27 protein-coding genes are annotated in these 19,505 nt (G+C 40.8%); 26 read left to right on the forward strand and 1 reads right to left on the reverse strand.

The window, feature by feature from the left end:
- Window positions 1-83 precede the first annotated feature (83 nt).
- The gene (locus tag FJR73_RS01440) at window positions 84-719 is read right to left on the reverse strand and encodes a helix-turn-helix transcriptional regulator (protein ID WP_001107582.1); all 636 of its coding nucleotides are present in this window, start codon (window positions 717-719) and stop codon (window positions 84-86) included.
- A 150-nt stretch (window positions 720-869) separates the two neighbouring features.
- Between FJR73_RS01440 and FJR73_RS01445 the strand changes: the two genes are divergently transcribed.
- From FJR73_RS01445 to cls, 26 genes are all read left to right on the forward strand, one after another.
- Window positions 870-1,088: a helix-turn-helix domain-containing protein gene (locus FJR73_RS01445; protein ID WP_000809990.1), complete on the forward strand. Its 219-nt coding sequence runs from the start codon at window positions 870-872 to the stop codon at window positions 1,086-1,088.
- A gap of 14 nt (window positions 1,089-1,102) precedes the next feature.
- Window positions 1,103-1,729: a Rha family transcriptional regulator gene (locus FJR73_RS01450; protein WP_140832913.1), complete on the forward strand. Its 627-nt coding sequence runs from the start codon at window positions 1,103-1,105 to the stop codon at window positions 1,727-1,729.
- 356 nt (window positions 1,730-2,085) lie between these two features.
- Window positions 2,086-2,379 (forward strand): hypothetical protein, encoded by a 294-nt coding sequence (locus tag FJR73_RS01455; protein WP_049531945.1) that lies wholly within the window; start codon window positions 2,086-2,088, stop codon window positions 2,377-2,379.
- Window positions 2,380-2,477: 98 nt separating this feature from the next.
- Window positions 2,478-2,693: a hypothetical protein gene (locus FJR73_RS01460; RefSeq protein WP_140832915.1), complete on the forward strand. Its 216-nt coding sequence runs from the start codon at window positions 2,478-2,480 to the stop codon at window positions 2,691-2,693.
- Entirely contained in the window at window positions 2,690-3,031 is a 342-nt protein-coding gene (locus tag FJR73_RS01465; protein ID WP_140832917.1) for a DNA-binding protein, read from the forward strand. Before FJR73_RS01460 ends, FJR73_RS01465 begins: the two co-directional genes overlap by 4 nt.
- Window positions 3,024-3,299, forward strand: coding sequence for a hypothetical protein (locus FJR73_RS01470; protein ID WP_000492141.1), 276 nt, complete (start codon window positions 3,024-3,026; stop codon window positions 3,297-3,299). The genes FJR73_RS01465 and FJR73_RS01470 overlap by 8 nt, the downstream gene beginning before the upstream one ends.
- Window positions 3,292-3,438 (forward strand): hypothetical protein, encoded by a 147-nt coding sequence (locus tag FJR73_RS10120; protein WP_000534152.1) that lies wholly within the window; start codon window positions 3,292-3,294, stop codon window positions 3,436-3,438. Before FJR73_RS01470 ends, FJR73_RS10120 begins: the two co-directional genes overlap by 8 nt.
- 1 nt (window position 3,439) lies before the next feature.
- A complete protein-coding gene (locus tag FJR73_RS01475) occupies window positions 3,440-4,306 on the forward strand; it encodes a primase alpha helix C-terminal domain-containing protein (RefSeq protein WP_140832919.1) in 867 nt (288 codons plus the stop codon).
- A 79-nt stretch (window positions 4,307-4,385) separates the two neighbouring features.
- A complete protein-coding gene (locus tag FJR73_RS01480; protein ID WP_140832921.1) occupies window positions 4,386-5,825 on the forward strand; it encodes a DNA primase family protein in 1,440 nt (479 codons plus the stop codon).
- A 390-nt stretch (window positions 5,826-6,215) separates the two neighbouring features.
- Entirely contained in the window at window positions 6,216-6,740 is a 525-nt protein-coding gene (locus FJR73_RS01485; RefSeq protein WP_140832923.1) for a hypothetical protein, read from the forward strand.
- Between the two features lie 116 nt (window positions 6,741-6,856).
- A complete protein-coding gene (locus tag FJR73_RS01490; RefSeq protein ID WP_049543972.1) occupies window positions 6,857-7,171 on the forward strand; it encodes a hypothetical protein in 315 nt (104 codons plus the stop codon).
- 118 nt (window positions 7,172-7,289) lie between these two features.
- Window positions 7,290-7,709, forward strand: coding sequence for a DUF1492 domain-containing protein (locus tag FJR73_RS01495; protein WP_077804405.1), 420 nt, complete (start codon window positions 7,290-7,292; stop codon window positions 7,707-7,709).
- Complete coding sequence (locus tag FJR73_RS01500) at window positions 7,709-8,101, forward strand: transcriptional regulator (protein WP_140832925.1); 393 nt, start codon at window positions 7,709-7,711, stop codon at window positions 8,099-8,101. Before FJR73_RS01495 ends, FJR73_RS01500 begins: the two co-directional genes overlap by 1 nt.
- 53 nt (window positions 8,102-8,154) lie before the next feature.
- Window positions 8,155-8,289: a hypothetical protein gene (locus FJR73_RS10315; protein ID WP_258190660.1), complete on the forward strand. Its 135-nt coding sequence runs from the start codon at window positions 8,155-8,157 to the stop codon at window positions 8,287-8,289.
- A 218-nt stretch (window positions 8,290-8,507) separates the two neighbouring features.
- Entirely contained in the window at window positions 8,508-8,693 is a 186-nt protein-coding gene (locus tag FJR73_RS01505) for a type II toxin-antitoxin system HicA family toxin (protein ID WP_023935892.1), read from the forward strand.
- Between the two features lie 47 nt (window positions 8,694-8,740).
- A complete protein-coding gene (locus FJR73_RS01510) occupies window positions 8,741-9,145 on the forward strand; it encodes a type II toxin-antitoxin system HicB family antitoxin (RefSeq protein WP_140832927.1) in 405 nt (134 codons plus the stop codon).
- A 338-nt stretch (window positions 9,146-9,483) separates the two neighbouring features.
- Entirely contained in the window at window positions 9,484-12,315 is a 2,832-nt protein-coding gene (uvrA, locus tag FJR73_RS01515; protein ID WP_140832929.1) for an excinuclease ABC subunit UvrA, read from the forward strand.
- Window positions 12,308-13,369, forward strand: coding sequence for a Xaa-Pro peptidase family protein (locus tag FJR73_RS01520; protein ID WP_140832931.1), 1,062 nt, complete (start codon window positions 12,308-12,310; stop codon window positions 13,367-13,369). Before uvrA ends, FJR73_RS01520 begins: the two co-directional genes overlap by 8 nt.
- 131 nt (window positions 13,370-13,500) lie before the next feature.
- Window positions 13,501-13,899, forward strand: coding sequence for a transcriptional regulator Spx (gene spx, locus FJR73_RS01530; RefSeq protein WP_000591165.1), 399 nt, complete (start codon window positions 13,501-13,503; stop codon window positions 13,897-13,899).
- Between the two features lie 65 nt (window positions 13,900-13,964).
- Entirely contained in the window at window positions 13,965-14,534 is a 570-nt protein-coding gene (locus tag FJR73_RS01535; protein ID WP_140832933.1) for an SP0191 family lipoprotein, read from the forward strand.
- A gap of 86 nt (window positions 14,535-14,620) precedes the next feature.
- A complete protein-coding gene (locus FJR73_RS01540; protein ID WP_000507059.1) occupies window positions 14,621-14,887 on the forward strand; it encodes an IreB family regulatory phosphoprotein in 267 nt (88 codons plus the stop codon).
- Window positions 14,888-14,890: 3 nt separating this feature from the next.
- Complete coding sequence (ruvX, locus tag FJR73_RS01545; RefSeq protein WP_033609357.1) at window positions 14,891-15,310, forward strand: Holliday junction resolvase RuvX; 420 nt, start codon at window positions 14,891-14,893, stop codon at window positions 15,308-15,310.
- 14 nt (window positions 15,311-15,324) lie between these two features.
- Window positions 15,325-15,630, forward strand: a complete 306-nt coding sequence (locus tag FJR73_RS01550; protein ID WP_000017626.1) for a DUF1292 domain-containing protein — start codon at window positions 15,325-15,327, stop codon at window positions 15,628-15,630.
- Window positions 15,631-15,937: 307 nt separating this feature from the next.
- Entirely contained in the window at window positions 15,938-17,188 is a 1,251-nt protein-coding gene (locus FJR73_RS01555; RefSeq protein WP_140832935.1) for a folylpolyglutamate synthase/dihydrofolate synthase family protein, read from the forward strand.
- Between the two features lie 84 nt (window positions 17,189-17,272).
- Entirely contained in the window at window positions 17,273-17,737 is a 465-nt protein-coding gene (locus FJR73_RS01560) for an SP_0198 family lipoprotein (RefSeq protein ID WP_061758921.1), read from the forward strand.
- 139 nt (window positions 17,738-17,876) lie between these two features.
- Window positions 17,877-19,409, forward strand: coding sequence for a cardiolipin synthase (gene cls / locus FJR73_RS01565; RefSeq protein WP_140832937.1), 1,533 nt, complete (start codon window positions 17,877-17,879; stop codon window positions 19,407-19,409).
- The last annotated feature ends 96 nt before the right edge of the window (window positions 19,410-19,505 follow it).

Genomic DNA, 19,505 nt, shown 5'->3' on the forward strand with positions numbered 1-19,505 from the left:
TTCCTCTCTTAAAATATTTTCTATATTGTGGCGCGTGGTATGCTATAGATCGCATAATCGACTTTTTCGGCCATCCTGTTTTGCTATGGTTGCTTTTTTTTATTAAGTAATTCTTCAACTTTAATAATATCTTCTTCTGAATGACTATTTCTAAAATCCTTAATAGCTTCAGTATCTTTAGGGTCTATTAAGGTGTATTCATTAGAAATTTTTAAAATTCTAATTTCTTCCTCAAGCATTTTATTTTCTTTTTCAAGCATTTCTCGCTCTTTCTTCGCTCTCAGTAGTTCATCTAACTGCGAACCTAAATGAGTAACGAGGTCAGAGGGTTCTTTTAAAAAATCATGAGGTAAATTATCATGCTCTAAATCTTTTATAACACCTTTAAATAATTTCTTTTGTTTTCTTTCTGATAAAGACTCAAACATTGTAACAAAATCAATAACAGGCTGCTCACTCTTTAAAATAACCTCTGAATCATGAACAAAAAAACGGGGGTCAATATCTGAGACCTCTACTTTAAAATAGTCAGCAATTTTTTGGAGGTTTTCAGTATTTGGCATTGACCTACCTTTGACATAACCTGTTAGCGTACTTTTTGGAATACCTAAATCATTATGTAAGTCAATTTGTCTTTTACCTTGTTCTTTCATAAGTCTATTTAATCTAGCAGAGAAATAGAGTCTATTTTTAATATCTTGAGGGCTATTTTTTGCCATGTATATTTACCTCCTCCTAAATTTCCTAACTTCATTGTAACACAATAAAATAGAAAAAGTACGAAAATAATAATATTTTTTAATTTAATTATTGACAAAGTACGAAAATAATAGTACAATTCAATTAGAATTTTAGAAAGGATTTTTTTAATGAAACAGATTACTTTAAAAGGAGCGCGAGTTTCTGCTGGTTATACGTTACGTGAAGTTGGTTCAAAAATCAATAGAAGTTTTCAAACTATCGCAAAGTACGAAAAAGATAGTACTAAAATTCCTGTTGATTTACTAAGAGAATTAACTTCACTTTATAATATTTCCCCTGATCTTATTTTTTTAGGAAAAAGTACGAAAAAAAACGAACTTGCTTAGAAAGGAGCAAACCGATGGAACTAGTCTATATGGACGGAAAGAAAGAGCCGTATACACTGAGCAGTATTGTGGCAGAATGCACGGGATTGCAACATCACACAATAACCAAGACGATCCGCAAACATCAAGCAAGGTTTGAACAGTTCGGAAAGGTTGGATTTAAAATCCAAGCTAGGGAGAGTGGCCAGAATACCAAGGACTATATTTTGAATGAGCAACAAGCGACCTTGTTAGTTACATTCTTAAAGAATACCGAGCAAGTGGCCAACTTCAAAACCAACCTGGTCAAAGCATTCTTTGAAATGCGTGAGGAACTTTCTAAGTTTCGTATGCAGAGGGCGCTAGAAAAGCCAAAAAGAAAAACACTGCATGACAGTATTGAGAACTGGGAACAAGCACCAAAGCACGCGCATAGCACCATGAACAACCTGCTACTGAAAGCAGTAACCGACAGGAACGCTAAGCAGTTAAGGGAAGAACGTGGGGGCTATAATGGCATCGATAGCTTGACAAGTGACGAGCTGGAGCAATATCAAGCCTTTGAGGATATGGTAATAGCCATGATTGGCTTGAATATGAGTTATCAGGAAATCAAAGCTATGGCATTCAGAAATAAAAAAACACGCCAAAGAAGCGCGTGAGAGCAACAAAAAAGGCTTAGCAATAACCACACCGCAGAGCCTTTCACACTAACACTAAAACGAATTTAACAAAGCAGGCAAGCTATTATCAAAGAGGTTTTAGTAAAGATTTATACATAGATTATAGCATATTTAGGGCAATTTGACCATACGGAGAGCGCCAACTCTTAAAACTGGTACTTTCTCACGCTTTCAATTTGGCGAGTCTGAGCGTGAGGATATCCTGTATAAGAAACAACTCAAAAAAGCCCCACGCTCAGAAATTTGGCGACCGAGAGCGTGAGGCTGTAGGCAAGAAAAAAGTATTAAAAAGCCATCGTGGCAAGTATAAAAAGATAGAAAAAGAGGTAAAAAACATGACAACAAAAAAAGCAACATCAAGCCAACAAGTTCTATTATCGGCTAAGAAACTAGCAGAATTAGGGAACGAATTAACCGACATCATGAATGTTTTAGAAATGAATAACCTAGCTCTTGAAGGGCTTGAGTTTGCACTACAGAAAGATACAACCATGTTCTTATGGCTTGCTAAAAAATACACTGATACAGCATACGCCCAGAATGAAAAGCTATACGATCGTCTAAATGAAATAGCCTTTTTGCTTTTGAACAATGACGACGCTAAAGAGCTGGAGGCATACCATGACTAAAGATATTAAAGAAATGGCACAAGCCGAAGACAACTTGCTGAATATGGAACAACCTAAACAAGCGGAATTTATCAAGAACTATAAGGCGAGGGCATAACATGAACGAACTAGATTTAACCAACATACAGGCGATTTTTGTTACCGTGGTATCGATTGGCATATTGCTTTATCTAAACCACCGAGACCGCAAAAAAAGCGCCCAATTTGAGCGAGAAAACCAACAGACGATAGAAACACCTAGCGAGGATTTAAACCCTGATTATGGGCGATATATCCAGCTTGCAGGGGTCAATGTATGGGGAGGAATTGAATGAGTCTATCAGAGAATGACAAACGAGTATTAAGACTAATCAAGGTAGGGGCTGAGAACTCCATAACAGGGGCAGAAATCAGCCTACTCACCAAACTAGCAGAAAGAACCGTGCAAGATATTATCAGTCGTCTAATCACGCGCCATAGCGTTCCTATTGTTGGGGTTCGCCATGGGACATTTAGAGGATATTTTATCCCAGCTAACAAAGAGGAGCTACTGGACGGAGCAAAAACATTTTACAATCAGATACGAGAAGAAGAAAAGCGCCTATCGGTGTTGATGAATAGCGACCTAGAAAGCTACAAAGAAACCTTGAAGGAGGTGGGCGGATATGTTTAGCCTAAGCCGAGAAAGCGAGCAAGACCTAGCGCATGGCATTCTGGAGGTAGTGGAAAGATACCTGGAAGCGCGTGATACAGTCAAACCACGACTGACAGGTTTAATCTCAGCCCAGGAAGTCATGGGCGAGTTAGATATAAAATATCTGACACTCCAAAAGTGGGAAAAAGCAGGGCTAAGGCGATACCATCCACCGCTTGAAGATACAAGAAAGGTTTATTATAAAATAACTGACATCTGGAAGTTTTTGGGGGTGGAAAATGGGTAGATACATGACAGAGCCAGCTTATGCTGGTATGAAGTTAGCCAAGGAAGATAAAACCAAGGTCAGACGCCCAAAGTTGAAGCAACTCAAAGAACGGAAACAACTGAAGAAACTGAGGAAGAAACGTCGGAAAGGGAGCTGATATGACGATTTACGAGGCTAGAGGCTTTCAGGGTAATCTTGTCTATCCATTTGATAAAATTGAGCCGTTCCAGTACATTGAACGCTTTAAGCCTTTGGTAGTCCCTGAAGGGGCAAACATTGAAGAATTTAAACGTACACAAGCGCCTTACTGTATAAGTGGCAAAGTGACGCCAGAAAAGCATGGCAGTTACAAGCGAAACAACCCCAGTCTAATCTATCGGGATTTGATTTTCCTTGATTATGATGATATACAGGGGACGGCTGAGGGTTTTATAAAGGCCGTTTCTAGCGCTTTATTTGGCTACTCTTACATCTTATACCCGACTATCAAACATAGCTTAGAAAAGCCCCGTTTTCGCCTTGTAGTGAAGCCTAACAACGTGATGAATGAGGCAACCTATAAGCAGGTAGTGAAAGAGATTGCTGACAAGATTGGATTACCCTTTGATATGGCCAGTTTAACATGGTCACAACTTCAAGGGCTACCAGTAACAACAGGCGACCCAGCAAGTTATCAAAAGATTGTGGAGCATGGACTTGATTATCCAGTACCACAGACAACGGCTGAACCAGTCAAACGGAATGCTACAAGCCTTCCATACACTCCGAGGCCAAGCGGTCAGAAATCTATGACCATGAGGATTATTGACACGCTTTTCAACGGATTTGGAGATGAGGGAGGGCGCAACGTAGCACTGACACGATTTGTAGGCTTACTCTTCAATAAGTGGGTTGATTGTGACCTAGAGACAGCCTATGAACTAACAAAGATAGCCAACAGCGTGACAGTTGAACCATTGCCTATTGAGGAGCTAGACCGCACTTTTAGCAGTATAGCACGGGCTGAATATAGAAAGAGAGGTTAGAACCATAGAACTAGAAGAATTAGCAAACCTAAAAAGTGAAATCTTGGAGGTCAGAGAGCAAGAACAACCTCCTAGAACGATGAAGGAGCTTGAAAATCGTATCTTTAAAGCTGGTGAAGAATGGCGGGCAGAACATACCGAAACTAAGGTAAATGAGACCACAGGGGACGTTACCGAAAAGGTGGCCATGCCTCAGACATTCACAGTAGCTAAAATACTTAGCGAGATTGTCACATTTACTTTTATCAGCAAGAGCAATATACCTGATTATAGCCTACTCTATATCTACGATTTAGACGAGGGTATCTATACTGCTAGTAATGATCTATTCAATCTTTTGTGTAAGACCTTTGATGTGAGAATTAAACCCAGAGAGTGGCCACAGATTAAGTTAATGGTTAGAACATTGGCAAAGATACGAAAACCTTTAGAAAGTTCCAACCTCATTCCCGTACAGAACGGCATTATCAACTTAGAAACTAAGGAACTACTCCCCTTTAGTCCTAAGTATGTAATTACAAGTAAGATAAGCACGGCCTACCACGCGCCTAAACGAGTCCCAATAGATAGAGAGGGCAAAACTTTTGATGATTGGCTAAACTCAATCGCTTGTAATGATAGTGAACTGGTAACACTGTTTTGGCAGATTATCCTTGAAGCTATTAACCCTAACCATACCCGAAATAAGTTTGCCATTTTCTACGGGGACGGCAACAATGGTAAAGGGACATTTCAGCGCTTCCTTATCAACCTGATAGGGGAAAGTAATATATCAGCCTTAAAGCCTGCACAGTTCGGAGAAAAGCATAACTTGGAGACCTTGGTAGGCAAAGTTTGCAATATTGGGGATGAAGCTCCTAACGAATACTTAAAAAATCCGTCTGATTTAATGAGTATCACTAGTGGGGACACCGTGCTAGTTAATCCAAAAGGACGCCCAGCCTTTGAAGCTACTTTCAAGTTATTCAATATCTTTTCAGGGAATTATATCCCCAATGGTGGCAACAAGACAAAAGGCTGGTATCGTAGAATTATGATCGTCCCTTTTAATGCTGACTTTAACGGGGAGAAGGAAAAACCTTGGATAAAAAATGAGTTTTTAGCAAACAAGGAAGTCCTAGAATATGCCCTCTACAAAGCTATCAATCAAGAGCCATTTACTCACTTTATCGAACCTAAAGCAGTTAAAGGACTCCTAGAAGAATACCAGGAGGATAATGACTACTTACTTTCATGGGTTAAGCATGAATACATGGAAAAAGGTTGGCATGAGCTGGACGTAGTACCTGTTTTTATACTAACTAGGTCGCTGAAACATTATGCTGAAGATATGGGAATACCCAAGCCCAATGTTTACGGGGCAGGAAAAGAAACGATAAGACACTTACAACAGTTAACACCCAATCATTACAAACTTAAAAGAGCGAGGGTCAAAGTTGAAGATTATGACAAACTAGATCCGTTAGAGTTTGAAAGAACCAAACTATCCAAAACTAATCACGCTGTCGTTAAAGACTAAAATGTTACCTTCTTTTTATGCCCTAAACCCTTGGTATATCTAGGTTTTTACCCAAAAATGTTACCTTCTTGTTACCTTGTTTAGAAAGAAGGTAACGTTGTTAAATACTTGATACTACTGACTTTTTTGGAAAAATGTTACCTTGTTACCTTGTTTTTAACTCTCTATATAGGGAAAAAATAGTATTTTTATATATAAGGGCTATGACTTCAAAAGAAGGTAACATGGTAACAAAATGGTCTAAACCCTTGGGGGAGTAAGGCTGAACTATGTTACCTAGAAGGTAACAAAATCACTAAAGAAGGTAACAAAATGGGGTAGATAGTACCGACCCCCTTGCAATGGTGTAACTACTAGTGACACCCTTAAAACAGAAAGAGGAAAAACAACATGACATTAAAAGCATTTTCGGATAAAGCCAAAACATTTACTTTCACTTACGAATTTAAAGACCTAGATACTGCTCTGGTAGCAGGTCACGCGCTACTGGGATATATGACTGGGACTTATGAAGTACCATCCATTTCAATAACTCACAAGGATAAAGGGACGCTTGTAGCTGAGTATGTGGAGGATAAGAAACTAAACAAGACCTTCAAGCGTATTTGTGACAGTTTCAAAGACTATTACAACCAACCAGTGGACGATGAAGCATTTGAAGAACGTTATAAACGGGAGCGCGTGCTTCAACTCAAAGAGTCAGAGGATTTTGAGGATTTGCTGAATAAGGTCACAGACTACGAGCTGGAACTATTAGACTATGCTGATCGCTTGCTTTCTGATAAGCCTATCCCTATGGACTCTATGACTGCTTTTGGTACGTTGGAAATGCTGGGCGATGAAAGTATTAGCCTACTCCAAAAGTTGGACGTAGAGGGCGAATATAAAGGCCTTGCTGATTATTCTGGTCAATAAACACAGGGGAGCAATCCCCTTTTTGTTAACAAGTCAATAGTTTTGGGTTTTTCCATATAGGGGGAGATAGTGAAGTAGTTGCAATTTACCAAACGAACACCGTAGCAGGGGGAAATATGGAACGCGATAGCCGAGGGAGATTTTTGCCGGGCAATCAAGTAGCAAAAGGCAACAAGGGCAATAGAAAGCCCAAATATGGCAATAGCAACGCTTTGAAGCATGGACTACGCAGAGGATATACCGGATTGTTACCAAGCCTAAAAGGTGGGGTGTCTATATATAAAAATGGTGCATACCTTGGAACGCTACCAGACAAGTATTTCCACCATTCTGAAGATGGGGCGCTTTGGGTAGATTACAACGCTTGTCAGTATTTAATTTCAGTTTGTGGCTTGCCTAAAAGTATGTTTAGCGAACCCGAGGAATGGTAAAGGTGCAGATACTTGAACTCCGATCGAACGCCGAGAAAATGCAAAAAAAAGCCAGCACAGGGCTGACTCCTTTGTGATATATCCGATAAACATATTATATCATAAAGGAGTCCGAGGTATGACACCAGAGCAGGTAAAAGAAAAACTAGAGGGCGTTAAGTGGATAAGCAAGGAAATCAAAGGCTTATATTTGGAATTGGAGGCCCTGGAAGGTAGTATTATCAAAAAGCCAACACTAAGCCATAGCAGGGTACAGGCAAGCAGAGAGAACAAGACAGAGAACAATCTTATAAGTGTTCTAAAACTAAAAGAGGATACGCTTCAGAGGATTGAGCGACTTACTGAAGAGAGAATGGAAATATCTAGGCTGATTGATAAGTTGGTCAATCCGCTTGAGCGTTCTGTTCTAAGACTTTTTTATTTGAATAATCTAGACGCTTGGCAGGTTGCTGAGGAAATAGATAAATCAAAGACTACAGTATATCGAGTAAAGCAGGAAGCTATAGAACACTTGAGCAAGGTGGAAGGAGCGAACTAATGGAGCTGGATAAGTTTAAAACGATGATGAACGTCAGAGAGCGGATGAATTACTTTCTACGTTTCCAGAGGATGGCAGGGAGTGAAAACCAAGTTACAATCGATGAAGAGGCTTGGAAACTTGTTTTACCTGATCAGTGGAATTTGAGCGGTGAGCATGAAAAAGCAATCCGTGAGGGGTTGGAGATATTCGCCCACGACATCAACAGCATAGAGAATAAACGAGCCAGAAAATACTTTATTATCCATTATTGCTATATGAGAAAGAAAACAATGAGTGAATGCGTAGAGATGGCAGGTACTAGCTCCACTAGCTACCACCGATACAAACAGATAGCCGTCTTAAACTTTGCGAGAATCCACCAGAACGGAGAACTAGAAGTATATAGGTAGGCGTTTGTGGTGTTTTGTTGAGAAATGTTGAGATTTAAGTGAGGGGGAATGACATGATTGAAGATTTTTTGATTGATTTGGAGAGTATCCAATTAGAGGATATGGAGATAGATTTAAACATGGATTTTGAAATAGATGTTGACCTTGATGATTTAGATTTAACCTTACTACAAGAATTAGAAGCGTAAATGTTGGCAAATGTAGGCGTAGGCTTCATATTCGCCCCCTCTTTTGCTTTGTTTTGTGCTAGACGACTAAAACACCACGGACAAACTACAAGCCCTTAGAGAGCAAACTAGGGGCTTTTATGATATTGTGAAAACAAGTGTAAAAAATACGTGTTATACATTGACAAGTGTTTCAAACAAGTGTATAATATAATTAAAGATACGGAAAGGAGAAGCCGATGACCGAAAGAGAACTAAAAAAACTTGCTAAGAAAAAAGGTTTTATCAAAACAGCTTTTGGTAAGGGTTCGCATGAAGTCTGGAAACATCCAGACGGAAGAACGGTAACGATACCTAAACCAAAAGAAAACGACTATAGACCTGGAACACTTGGCAAGATTTTGAAAGTACTGGAAGGGGAGTAAAAAACTCCCTCCCCTATATTGGGGCGGTCATTGGTTATTATCAGATTATGAAATACACTTACTTGGCATTGTTTGAAGTGGATAAAGAAAACGGCGGTTATACAATCACGCTCCCTGATTTTCAAGGAGCAGTTAGCGAGGCTGACACCTTAAACGAGGCAATTTATAACGCCCGTGAGGTACTAGAAATTTATACAATCATGTTTGAAGATGAAGGCAAAGAGTTTCCAGAACCTTCAAGTTTTAAGGCTTTGGCTAGTGAACTTGGCAGTGATGAGGATATTCTGCAAGCTATCTCAGTAGATACGGAACTGGTTAGAGAGCGCGAACGTTCTAAGGTTGTCAATAAAACTGTAACCCTCCCTAGTTGGTTGGTTGAAGTTGGTAAAGAAAATAAAATCAATTTCAGTCAGCTGCTACAAAAAGCAATCAGGGAAGAATTGCAGGTATAACATCATAACCCACGCGCTTCATGGTATAATATACCTATCAGCAACCAGCAATAAAAAAAGCACGTTTGACCGTGCTAGTTTCTTGCCTGCTGAACTCGTCAAATCTTAGCCCTTTTGTGGGGCTTTTTTGCTCCCCTTTTTGCGTACTTTGGGGGAGCAAGTAGTAAAAAGTAATATTAGTGTTTTTTGTTCAAAAGCGCGTGATATAAGGGTTAGGAAGCCCTAAGGAAACATAAAATAAGAAGTTTTTTATTATACTACAAAATCGGCCTTTTGGGTAATAGAATCTCACTTTTTTTGGTATAATGGTAAGCAATAATGGACTAGAAAGAACAAAGATGCAAGATAAAATTGTCATTCATGGGGCGCGTGCCCATAATTTAAAAAATATTGATGTGGAGATTCCACGAGACAAGCTAGTTGTTGTGACAGGCTTGTCAGGTTCAGGGAAATCCAGTCTGGCCTTTGATACTCTCTATGCTGAGGGACAACGTCGCTATGTAGAGAGTTTGTCAGCCTACGCTCGTCAATTCTTGGGAAATATGGAAAAACCAGATGTAGATGCTATTGATGGTCTCAGCCCAGCTATTTCCATCGACCAGAAAACGACTAGTAAAAACCCTCGCTCGACGGTGGGAACAACGACTGAAATCAATGACTATCTGCGTCTCCTCTACGCACGTGTGGGTACGCCTTACTGTATCAACGGACACGGGGCTATCAAGGCTTCTTCTGTAGAGCAAATCGTGGATAAGGTTTTAGATTTGCCTGAACGCCAGCGCTTGCAAATCTTAGCTCCTGTCATCCGCAAGAAAAAAGGCCAACATAAGAGTGTTATCGAGAAGGTTCAGAAAGATGGGTATGTCCGTGTCCGTGTGGATGGGGAAGTCTATGATGTGACCGAAGTGCCAGAGTTGTCTAAGAGCAAGCAACACAATATCGATGTTGTTGTTGACCGTATTGTTATCAAGGAGGGCATTCGTAGTCGTCTCTTTGATTCGATTGAAGCAGCTCTTCGTATTGCTGAAGGATATGTTATTATCGATACCATGGATGACTCTGAGTTGCTCTTCTCAGAACACTATGCTTGTCCAGTATGTGGCTTTACGGTTCCAGAACTAGAACCTCGTCTCTTCTCCTTCAATGCTCCTTTTGGTTCTTGTAGTGAGTGTGACGGCTTGGGTATTAAGCTGGAGGTGGATACTGATTTGGTAGTACCAGATGCCAGCAAAACCTTACGTGAGGGAGCCTTGGCTCCTTGGAATCCTATCTCATCCAACTACTATCCAAACATGCTAGAGCAGGCTATGACAGCTTTTGGAGTGGATATGGACACGCCTTTTGAGGACTTGTCAGAAGAGAATAAGAACTTGATTCTCTATGGATCTGATGGTAAGGAATTCCATTTCCACTATGAGAATGAATTTGGTGGCGTGCGTGATATTGACATTCCGTTTGAGGGAGTTGTCAATAATATCAAGCGTCGCTATCACGAGACAAACAGCGATTACACTCGCACCCAGATGCGCCTCTACATGAATGAGCTGACTTGCGGAACCTGTCACGGCTATCGTCTCAATGACCAGGCCTTGTCTGTCCGTGTGGGTGGCCAGCAAGGTCCACATATCGGAGAAATTTCAGACCTGTCTATCGCAGATCACTTGGAGTTGGTGAGCCAGCTGACCTTATCTGAAAATGAAGCCATTATCGCTCGGCCTATTCTCAAGGAAATCAAGGATCGTTTGACCTTCCTTAATAACGTGGGCCTTAATTATCTGACTCTGTCACGTTCGGCAGGAACCCTTTCAGGTGGGGAAAGTCAGCGTATTCGCTTGGCAACCCAGATTGGTTCCAACCTATCAGGTGTCCTTTATATCCTGGATGAGCCGTCAATCGGTCTTCATCAGAGGGACAATGATCGTCTAATTGCCAGTCTGAAAAAGATGCGTGATTTGGGTAATACTCTCATAGTAGTGGAACATGACGAAGATACCATGCGTGAGGCGGATTATCTGATTGACGTTGGTCCCGGTGCCGGTGTTTTTGGTGGGGAAATTGTTGCGGCAGGTACGCCTAAACAGGTAGCTCGTAACAGTAAATCTATCACAGGTCAGTACTTGTCAGGTAAGCGTGCTATTCCAGTGCCAACAGAGCGCCGTGTCGGAAATGGTCGTTTTATCGAAGTGACAGGAGCGTGTGAAAACAACCTACAAAATATCACTGCTCGCTTTCCTCTCGGAAAATTCATTGCGGTGACAGGGGTGTCGGGCTCAGGCAAGTCGACCTTGATCAACAGTATCCTCAAAAAAGCTATTGCCCAGAAGCTCAACCGTAATTCAGATAAACCTGGTAAATTTAAAACGATTACAGGGATTGAGCATGTAGACCGCTTGATTGATATTGACCAGAGCCCTATCGGACGAACGCCAAGGTCTAACCCTGCTACCTATACGGGAGTCTTTGACGATATACGTGACCTCTTTGCTCAGACTAATGAAGCCAAGATTCGAGGTTACAAGAAGGGGCGTTTCAGTTTCAACGTCAAGGGTGGTCGCTGTGAAGCCTGCTCAGGTGACGGGATTATCAAGATTGAGATGCACTTCTTGCCAGATGTTTATGTGGCTTGTGAAGTCTGCCACGGAACCCGCTACAACAGTGAAACCCTAGAAGTCCACTACAAGGAAAAAAATATCTCGCAGGTCTTGGATATGACTGTCAATGATGCGGTGGAATTCTTCCAACACATTCCTAAGATTCAACGTAAACTTCAGACCATCAAGGATGTGGGACTGGGATATGTAACGTTAGGGCAACCAGCTACCACCCTTTCTGGGGGAGAAGCTCAGCGTATGAAGCTGGCTAGTGAACTCCACAAACGCTCGACAGGAAAATCTTTCTACATTCTGGATGAGCCGACAACAGGGCTTCATACTGAGGACATTGCTCGCTTGCTTACAGTCTTAGCTCGCTTTGTAGACGATGGCAATACAGTCCTTGTTATCGAGCACAATCTAGATGTTATTAAGACGGCAGACCATATTATTGACTTGGGTCCTGAGGGCGGTGTCGGTGGTGGAACCATCATCGCAACAGGAACTCCAGAAGAAGTAGCGGCCAATGAAGCCAGCTACACAGGACACTATTTGAAAGGAAAGTTACATCATGAATAAACGTGTACAAGCATTTATAGCTAAAATGCAAGAAAAAGAACTAGATGGTATCGTCATCAATAACCTTAAAAACGTCTATTACCTGACTGGTTTTTGGGGCTCAAACGGAACAGTCTTTATCAGCCGTGATCGTCAGGTCTTGGTGACAGACTCTCGCTATATCATTGCAGCTAAGCAAGAAACCAGTGGCTTTGAGATTGTGGCTGACCGTGATGAATTGGCTGTCATTGCAGGCATTGTTAAGGACATGGGCTTGTCTCAAATCGGTTTTGAGGATGAGATTTCAGTCTCTTATTATCACCGTATGCAGGCAGCCTTTGAAGGAATTGACTTGCTTCCACAAACTCAGTTTGTCGAAGGTCTCCGAATGATTAAGGATGAAGCGGAGATTGCAGCTATTCGCAAGGCTTGTTCTATCTCAGACCAAGCTTTCCGCGATGCGCTTGACTTCATTAAGCCAGGAAAGACTGAAATTGAGATTGCCAACTTCCTTGACTTCCGTATGCGTGAGTTGGGAGCTTCAGGCCTATCATTTGATACTATTTTAGCAAGTGGCATCAACTCTTCCAAACCTCATGCTCATCCCATGCATAAACCAGTGGAGCTGGGAGAAGCTATTACCATGGATTTCGGCTGCCTCTATGACCACTATGTCAGCGATATGACACGAACTATCTATCTGGGGCATGTCAGCGACGAGCAGGCAGAGATTTACAATACGGTTCTCAAAGCTAACCAAGCCTTGATTGATCAGGCCAAGGCAGGCTTAGGCTTCCGTGACTTTGACAAAATCCCTCGTGATATTATCATTGAGGCAGGTTATGGAGACTACTTTACCCACGGTATCGGACACGGTATTGGACTGGATATACATGAGGAACCCTATTTTAGCCAGACTTCTACAGAAACTATTAAGGCAGGTATGGCCTTGACCGATGAACCAGGTATCTATATCGAAGGCAAATATGGCGTTCGTATCGAGGATGATATCTTGATTACAGAGACAGGTTGTGAATTATTGACCCTTGCTCCAAAAGAGTTGATAGTCATTTAGTTATTTGTCAAGAAAAAAGTACGAAAATGACGAAAAAAGTCAAAAAAATTTAAAAATAGGTCGCAAGTCGGATGTTTTTTATGGTATAATAGACTAAACTGATAGTAACATGTAGCGAAAGGGGTAGGTACATGATTAAAATTTATACAGTCTCAAGTTGTACTAGCTGTAAAAAAGCAAAAACCTGGCTCAATGCCCACCAGTTAAGTTATAAAGAACAAAACCTTGGTAAAGAAGGAATTACGAGAGAAGAATTACTGGATATTCTAACCAAAACAGATAATGGAATAGCCAGCATCGTTTCATCTAAAAATCGCTATGCCAAAGCCCTTGGAGTGGATATTGAAGATTTGAGTGTCAACGAAGTCCTCAATCTGATTATGGAAACGCCGAGAATTTTAAAGAGCCCAATCCTTGTGGATGAAAAACGCCTACAAGTTGGCTATAAGGAAGACGATATTCGTGCCTTCCTACCACGCTCTGTCCGTAATGTAGAAAATGCAGAAGCACGTTTGCGTGCAGCTCTATAAACATCAAGGCTGGGAGCAATTCTCAGTCTTGTTCTGTTTTAATCTGAAAAAGAAAGAAGAGAGAAATGAAAAAAATTGTTCTTGTTAGTCTAGCTTTCCTTTTTGTCCTGGCTGGTTGTGGGCAGAAAAAAGAAACTGCAACAGCTACAAAAACAGAAAAGGATACGCTTCAGTCAGCATTGCCAGTTATTGAAAATGCCGAGAAGAATACAGTTGTAACCAAGACTTTGGTCTTGCCCAAGTCAGGTGATGGTAGCCAGCAAACACAAACCATTACATACAAGGATAAGACTTTTTTGAGCTTAACGATTCAACAAAAGCGTCCAGTCTCTGATGAATTGAAGACTTATATTGACCAACATGGAGTGGAAGAAACTCAAAAAGCTCTTCTCGAGGCGGAAGAGAAAGATGAATCCATCATAGAAGCTCGTAAATTGGCAGGCTTTAAGCTTGAAACCAAATTATTAAGTGCAACAGAACTTCAAACAACGACCAGTTATGATTTTCAAGTTCTGGATGTCAAGAAGGCTTCTCAGACTGAGTATCTGAAGAATATTGGTTTGGAAAATCTCTTGAAGAATGAACCAAGCAAATATATTTCAGACAGATTGGCAAATGGCGCGACAGAACAGTAGAAAATCCAAATAAATAGACTGCCTGAATTGTAGAAGGTAAGGAATTATGCTATAATGGTACTATTCTAAGGAAAGAGGGTGTTAGAATGGGATTTACTGAAGAGACAGTACGTTTTAAATTGGACGATTCCAATAAAAAAGAAATTAGCGAAACTTTGACTGATGTCTATGCTTCGTTGAACGATAAGGGCTACAACCCAATTAACCAAATCGTTGGTTACGTATTGAGTGGAGACCCTGCCTACGTTCCTCGTTATAATAATGCACGAAATCAAATCCGTAAATATGAGCGTGATGAAATCGTTGAGGAATTGGTCCGCTACTACCTTAAAGGACAAGGAGTCGATCTATAACCTATGAGAATTATGGGATTGGACGTCGGTTCAAAAACGGTAGGGGTGGCTATTAGCGATCCACTCGGTTTTACAGCCCAAGGACTTGAAATCATCCAAATCAATGAGGAGCAAGGCCAATTTGGTTTTGACCGCGTTAAGGAGTTGGTTGATGCTTACAAGGTGGAACGATTTGTAGTGGGCTTACCTAAAAACATGAATAATACAAGCGGACCGCGCGTGGAAGCTAGTCAAGCATACGGAGCAAAGCTAGAAGAGCTTTTTGGTTTACCAGTAGACTATCAAGATGAACGCTTGACAACAGTTGCTGCAGAGCGCATGTTGATTGAACAAGCAGATATCAGTCGAAATAAGCGCAAGAAAGTCATTGATAAGTTAGCAGCTCAGCTGATTTTACAAAATTATTTAGATAGAAAATTTTAATATAAGGAGAGGCTATGTCACACGATCATAACCACGAACACGAAGAACGTGAACTAATCACACTAGTAGATGAGCAAGGAAACGAAACCTTGTTTGAAATCCTTTTGACCATTGACGGAAAAGAAGAATTTGGTAAAAACTATGTTCTTCTAGTACCAGTTAACGCAGAAGAAGACGAAGACGGACAAGTTGAAATCCAAGCTTACTCATTCATCGAAAACGAAGATGGAACAGAAGGCGAATTGCAACCAATCCCAGAAGACTCAGAAGACGAATGGAACATGATTGAAGAAGTCTTCAATAGTTTTATGGAGGAGTAAAAATATCCGGGGGATATTTTTACCCCAGCTCCTTGAAACAAAAGAGAGCTGGTAAGTCCGGGGGACGTTTTTAGCCCTGCTTTTAGAAAAAAGAAAGAGCAGGCAGTCTGGGAGACTGTATTAGCCCAACTCCTAGAAATTAGAAGAGTTGGAATGTCCTGTGGATGTTTTTACCCCATGTTAAAATTTATAGTAGCTAGTTATTAGCTAACCAGGTAAGAGGTTGGGACGAAAATCCTGACCTCATTTTTTGTTATCTACGGAATTTTACTAGGTAATTAATTGGACTTTTGTCAAGGAGATGTGTATGTTTGAAGTAGAAGAATGGCTCCATAGTCGGATTGGTTTGAATTTTCGATCAGGTTTAGGCCGAATGCAGCAAGCGGTGGATTTGTTAGGAAATCCCGAGAAGTCTTATCCTATTATCCATGTAACAGGGACTAATGGGAAAGGCTCTACCATTGCTTTTATGAGAGAGTTATTCATGGGACATGGCAAAAAAGTTGCGACTTTTACCTCCCCTCATATTGTCTCCATCAATGACCGAATCTGCATTAATGGGGAATCAATAGCTGATGCAGACTTTATCCGTTTAGCTGAGCAGGTCAAGGAGATGGAAAAGACGCTTCTGCAAACCCATGACCAGTTGTCTTTTTTTGAATTGCTGACCTTGATTGCTTTTCTTTATTTTAGGGAGCAAGAGGTGGATTTGGTTTTATTAGAAGTGGGAATTGGCGGCTTACTTGACACGACCAATGTGGTAACTGGAGAGCTTGCTGTCATCACCTCCATCGGACTTGACCATCAGGAGACTTTGGGCGATAGTCTAAAAGCAATCGCAGAGCAGAAAGCTGGTATTTTCAAGGCTGGTAAAAAGGCAGTGATTGCTAAGTTGTCTTCAGAAGCTAGGCTTGTTTGTCAGAAAAAAGCTGAATCTTTAGCTGTTGACCTTTATCAGGCAGGTCAAAATTTTTCAATGCTAAAGGGTGATTTTTCAAGTTCTTTGGGTACTCTTTCACAATTGAAAATAGGTTTAGAAGGAGCCTATCAGCAGGAGAATGCAGCCTTGGCATTGCAAGCATTTCTTCTCTTTATGAGAGAGGGAAAGGAAGTTGTTGATGAGCAGGCTGTAAGAGAGGCCTTGAAACAGACTCATTGGGCTGGGCGTTTGGAGCGTATTCGCCCACAGATTTACTTGGATGGTGCTCATAACCTCCCTGCCTTGACTCGCTTGGTTGAGTTTATCAAAGAAAAAGAGCAGGAAGGCTATCGTCCTCAAATCCTATTTGGAGCCTTGAAACGTAAGGATTATCAAGGGATGTTGGCTTATCTGACTGAAAATTTACCTCAGGTGGAACTCAAGGTGACTGGTTTTGACTATCAAGGGTCCTTGGACGAGACAGATGTGACCGGCTACCATGTAATTCCTTCTTACAGAGAATTTATTAGCAGTTTTGAAGAAAGAGCCGATACCAAGGACTTGTTGTTCATTACAGGGTCTCTCTATTTTATCTCAGAAGTACGGAGTCACCTACAGGAGCATGAGCAGATAAATTGACCTCCTTTTTTGAACTTGTTATACTAGGGGAACTGCCAGTTAGAAGAAAATTGCTCTAAATTGGTAGAAGAAAGGAAGTTCATCATGAAATTAAAAACATTCACACTTTCTCTTGCTTCTCTAGCAAGTCTTAGTCTCTTAGTAGCTTGTTCACAGAGAGCTCAACAGGTTCAACAACCAGCAGCTCAACAGCAAACACAACAAACTCAGCAATCGCAACCTGCTGCTTCATCTTCAACACAAAATAGCAACCAGGCAGCAACAAGTTCTTCACAAAATACAGTTACAGCCCAACCAACTAATATTGATGGAACTTATACTGGTCAGGATGACGGAGACCGTATCACTTTAGTGGTAACTGGAACTACTGGTACATGGACTGAGCTCGAATCTGACGGGGATCAGAAAGTCAAACAGGTTACATTTGATGCAACAAATCAACGCATGATTATTGGCGATGATGCTAAAATTTACACTGTAAACGGTAATCAAATCGTTGTAGATGATATGGATAGAGACCCATCGGATCAAATCGTTTTATCAAAATAGACTAGGAGGAGACCGGATTTTTCGGTCTCTTTTGCTTTTAGTCAGAAAAATGATCATAAATACTTGCCTTCTGTCGAATACCTGAGTTATACTAGTATCAATTACCTGTTTTTAGCATTCAAAATATCAAGGAGGGGATATGAAATATAGGAAATTCCAATTGTTGATGTCCAAGTATGGCTTTAGTCTTTCGATTATGCTACTTGAACTTTCTCTTGTTTTTGGTCTCTTTCTTTATTTAGGGCGCATGGCCCCTATTTTATGGATTATTGTCTTGATCTTTATGAGTATGGCAACTATTGTCGCAATTGTTAATCGCTCCATGGCGCCTGAAAGCAAAGTAATGTGGCTAGTGGTGACTTTTGTTCCTGTCATTGGCCCCCTGCTCTATCTGATGTTTGGTGAAAGGCGATTGTCCAAAAAAGAAATCAAGCAGTTGGACAGACTTGGTTCCATGCATTTTCGGGAGGATAACAGTAAAGCACTCCGCCAGAAATTGAAGGAAGATGATAAGGCAGCTTACGGAGTTATCAAATCTTTGTTGAGTATGGATAGCAATGCTGATGTGTATGATCGAACCGACTCACAATTCTTTTCTTCAGGTGAAAGCATGTGGCAACATATGCTGGAAGATCTCAAGAAAGCTGAAAAGTTTATCTTTTTAGAGTATTATATTGTTGAAGAAGGTCTGATGTGGAATAGTATACTAGATATACTAGAGCAAAAGGCAGCTCAGGGTGTCGAGGTCAAGATGCTCTATGATGATATCGGTTGTATGGCGACTTTACCTGGGGATTATACTATTCAGCTTCGTAGTCGAGGAATTGAGGTCCATAAGTTTAATAAGGTGATTCCTCGTTTGACAGTAGCTTATAATAATCGGGACCATCGTAAAATCCTTGTCATAGATGGTCAGGTAGCTTATACAGGAGGGATTAACTTAGCTGATGAGTACATCAATCATGTAGAACGCTTTGGTTATTGGAAGGATAGTGGGATTCGCTTAGATGGCCCTGGTGTCAAGGCTCTAACCCGTCTCTTTTTGATGACTTGGTACATCAATCGTGGGGAAATCAGCGATTTTGACCAGTATCACTTGGAAAATCAGCCTTGTTCTGGCCAAGGGCTCTGCATTCCTTACGGTAGTGGACCCAAGCCCATCTTCCGTACCCAGGTAGGGAAAAAAGTCTATCAAAGTTTGATTAATCAGGCCACTGATTCAGTCTATATTACAACGCCTTATTTGATTATTGACTATGACTTAACAGAGAGTATTAAAAATGCAGCTATGAGGGGTGTTGATATCCGCATTGTAACACCTTTCATTCCAGATAAAAAATTAATCCAACTCATTACAAGAGGAGCTTATTCGGATTTATTATCGGCAGGAGTAAGAATTTTTGAGTATAGTCCAGGCTTCATCCACAGTAAACAAATCTTAGTGGATAAGGACTTTGCTGCAGTTGGAACCATTAACTTAGATTACAGAAGTTTACTTCACCACTATGAAAATGCAGTTTTGTTATATAAAACGAAATCAATCACAGAGATTCAAAAAGATTTTGAGGAGATTTTTTCAGTATCGCAAGAAATTTTTACTCATACTATAAAAAATAGCTGGTATCAAAAATTGATTAAGGAAATTGCCCAGTTATTTGCCCCAATCTTATAAGAAATCTAGGACTTAGGACACAAACCAGTCCTATTTTTCTTGCCTTTTACGAATAAGAAGATGTAGGAGGAAAGATGCTAACTCAGAAAGAATTGG

The sequence above is a fragment of the Streptococcus sp. D2 genome, assembly GCF_006385825.1.
GTDB classification, from domain to species: domain Bacteria; phylum Bacillota; class Bacilli; order Lactobacillales; family Streptococcaceae; genus Streptococcus; species Streptococcus shenyangsis.

Bases quoted from the DNA above. Each gene is read 5' to 3' on its own strand.
- FJR73_RS01465 (WP_140832917.1), top strand. From the start codon at position 2,690: ATGAGTCTATCAGAGAATGACAAACGAGTATTAAGACTAATCAAGGTA.
- FJR73_RS01470 (WP_000492141.1), top strand. From the start codon at position 3,024: ATGTTTAGCCTAAGCCGAGAAAGCGAGCAAGACCTAGCGCATGGCATT.
- cls (WP_140832937.1), top strand. From the start codon at position 17,877: ATGAAATATAGGAAATTCCAATTGTTGATGTCCAAGTATGGCTTTAGT.
- spx (WP_000591165.1), top strand. From the start codon at position 13,501: ATGATTAAAATTTATACAGTCTCAAGTTGTACTAGCTGTAAAAAAGCA.
- FJR73_RS01450 (WP_140832913.1), top strand. From the start codon at position 1,103: ATGGAACTAGTCTATATGGACGGAAAGAAAGAGCCGTATACACTGAGC.
- FJR73_RS01560 (WP_061758921.1), top strand. From the start codon at position 17,273: ATGAAATTAAAAACATTCACACTTTCTCTTGCTTCTCTAGCAAGTCTT.
- FJR73_RS01550 (WP_000017626.1), top strand. From the start codon at position 15,325: ATGTCACACGATCATAACCACGAACACGAAGAACGTGAACTAATCACA.
- FJR73_RS01480 (WP_140832921.1), top strand. From the start codon at position 4,386: ATGAAGGAGCTTGAAAATCGTATCTTTAAAGCTGGTGAAGAATGGCGG.
- FJR73_RS01540 (WP_000507059.1), top strand. From the start codon at position 14,621: ATGGGATTTACTGAAGAGACAGTACGTTTTAAATTGGACGATTCCAAT.
- FJR73_RS01495 (WP_077804405.1), top strand. From the start codon at position 7,290: ATGACACCAGAGCAGGTAAAAGAAAAACTAGAGGGCGTTAAGTGGATA.
- uvrA (WP_140832929.1), top strand. From the start codon at position 9,484: ATGCAAGATAAAATTGTCATTCATGGGGCGCGTGCCCATAATTTAAAA.
- FJR73_RS01520 (WP_140832931.1), top strand. From the start codon at position 12,308: ATGAATAAACGTGTACAAGCATTTATAGCTAAAATGCAAGAAAAAGAA.
- FJR73_RS01490 (WP_049543972.1), top strand. From the start codon at position 6,857: ATGGAACGCGATAGCCGAGGGAGATTTTTGCCGGGCAATCAAGTAGCA.
- FJR73_RS01500 (WP_140832925.1), top strand. From the start codon at position 7,709: ATGGAGCTGGATAAGTTTAAAACGATGATGAACGTCAGAGAGCGGATG.
- FJR73_RS01475 (WP_140832919.1), top strand. From the start codon at position 3,440: ATGACGATTTACGAGGCTAGAGGCTTTCAGGGTAATCTTGTCTATCCA.
- FJR73_RS01510 (WP_140832927.1), top strand. From the start codon at position 8,741: ATGAAATACACTTACTTGGCATTGTTTGAAGTGGATAAAGAAAACGGC.
- FJR73_RS01535 (WP_140832933.1), top strand. From the start codon at position 13,965: ATGAAAAAAATTGTTCTTGTTAGTCTAGCTTTCCTTTTTGTCCTGGCT.
- FJR73_RS01455 (WP_049531945.1), top strand. From the start codon at position 2,086: ATGACAACAAAAAAAGCAACATCAAGCCAACAAGTTCTATTATCGGCT.
- FJR73_RS01505 (WP_023935892.1), top strand. From the start codon at position 8,508: ATGACCGAAAGAGAACTAAAAAAACTTGCTAAGAAAAAAGGTTTTATC.
- FJR73_RS01440 (WP_001107582.1), bottom strand. From the start codon at position 719: ATGGCAAAAAATAGCCCTCAAGATATTAAAAATAGACTCTATTTCTCT.
- FJR73_RS01485 (WP_140832923.1), top strand. From the start codon at position 6,216: ATGACATTAAAAGCATTTTCGGATAAAGCCAAAACATTTACTTTCACT.
- FJR73_RS10315 (WP_258190660.1), top strand. From the start codon at position 8,155: ATGATTGAAGATTTTTTGATTGATTTGGAGAGTATCCAATTAGAGGAT.
- FJR73_RS01555 (WP_140832935.1), top strand. From the start codon at position 15,938: ATGTTTGAAGTAGAAGAATGGCTCCATAGTCGGATTGGTTTGAATTTT.
- ruvX (WP_033609357.1), top strand. From the start codon at position 14,891: ATGAGAATTATGGGATTGGACGTCGGTTCAAAAACGGTAGGGGTGGCT.
- FJR73_RS10120 (WP_000534152.1), top strand. From the start codon at position 3,292: ATGGGTAGATACATGACAGAGCCAGCTTATGCTGGTATGAAGTTAGCC.
- FJR73_RS01445 (WP_000809990.1), top strand. From the start codon at position 870: ATGAAACAGATTACTTTAAAAGGAGCGCGAGTTTCTGCTGGTTATACG.
- FJR73_RS01460 (WP_140832915.1), top strand. From the start codon at position 2,478: ATGAACGAACTAGATTTAACCAACATACAGGCGATTTTTGTTACCGTG.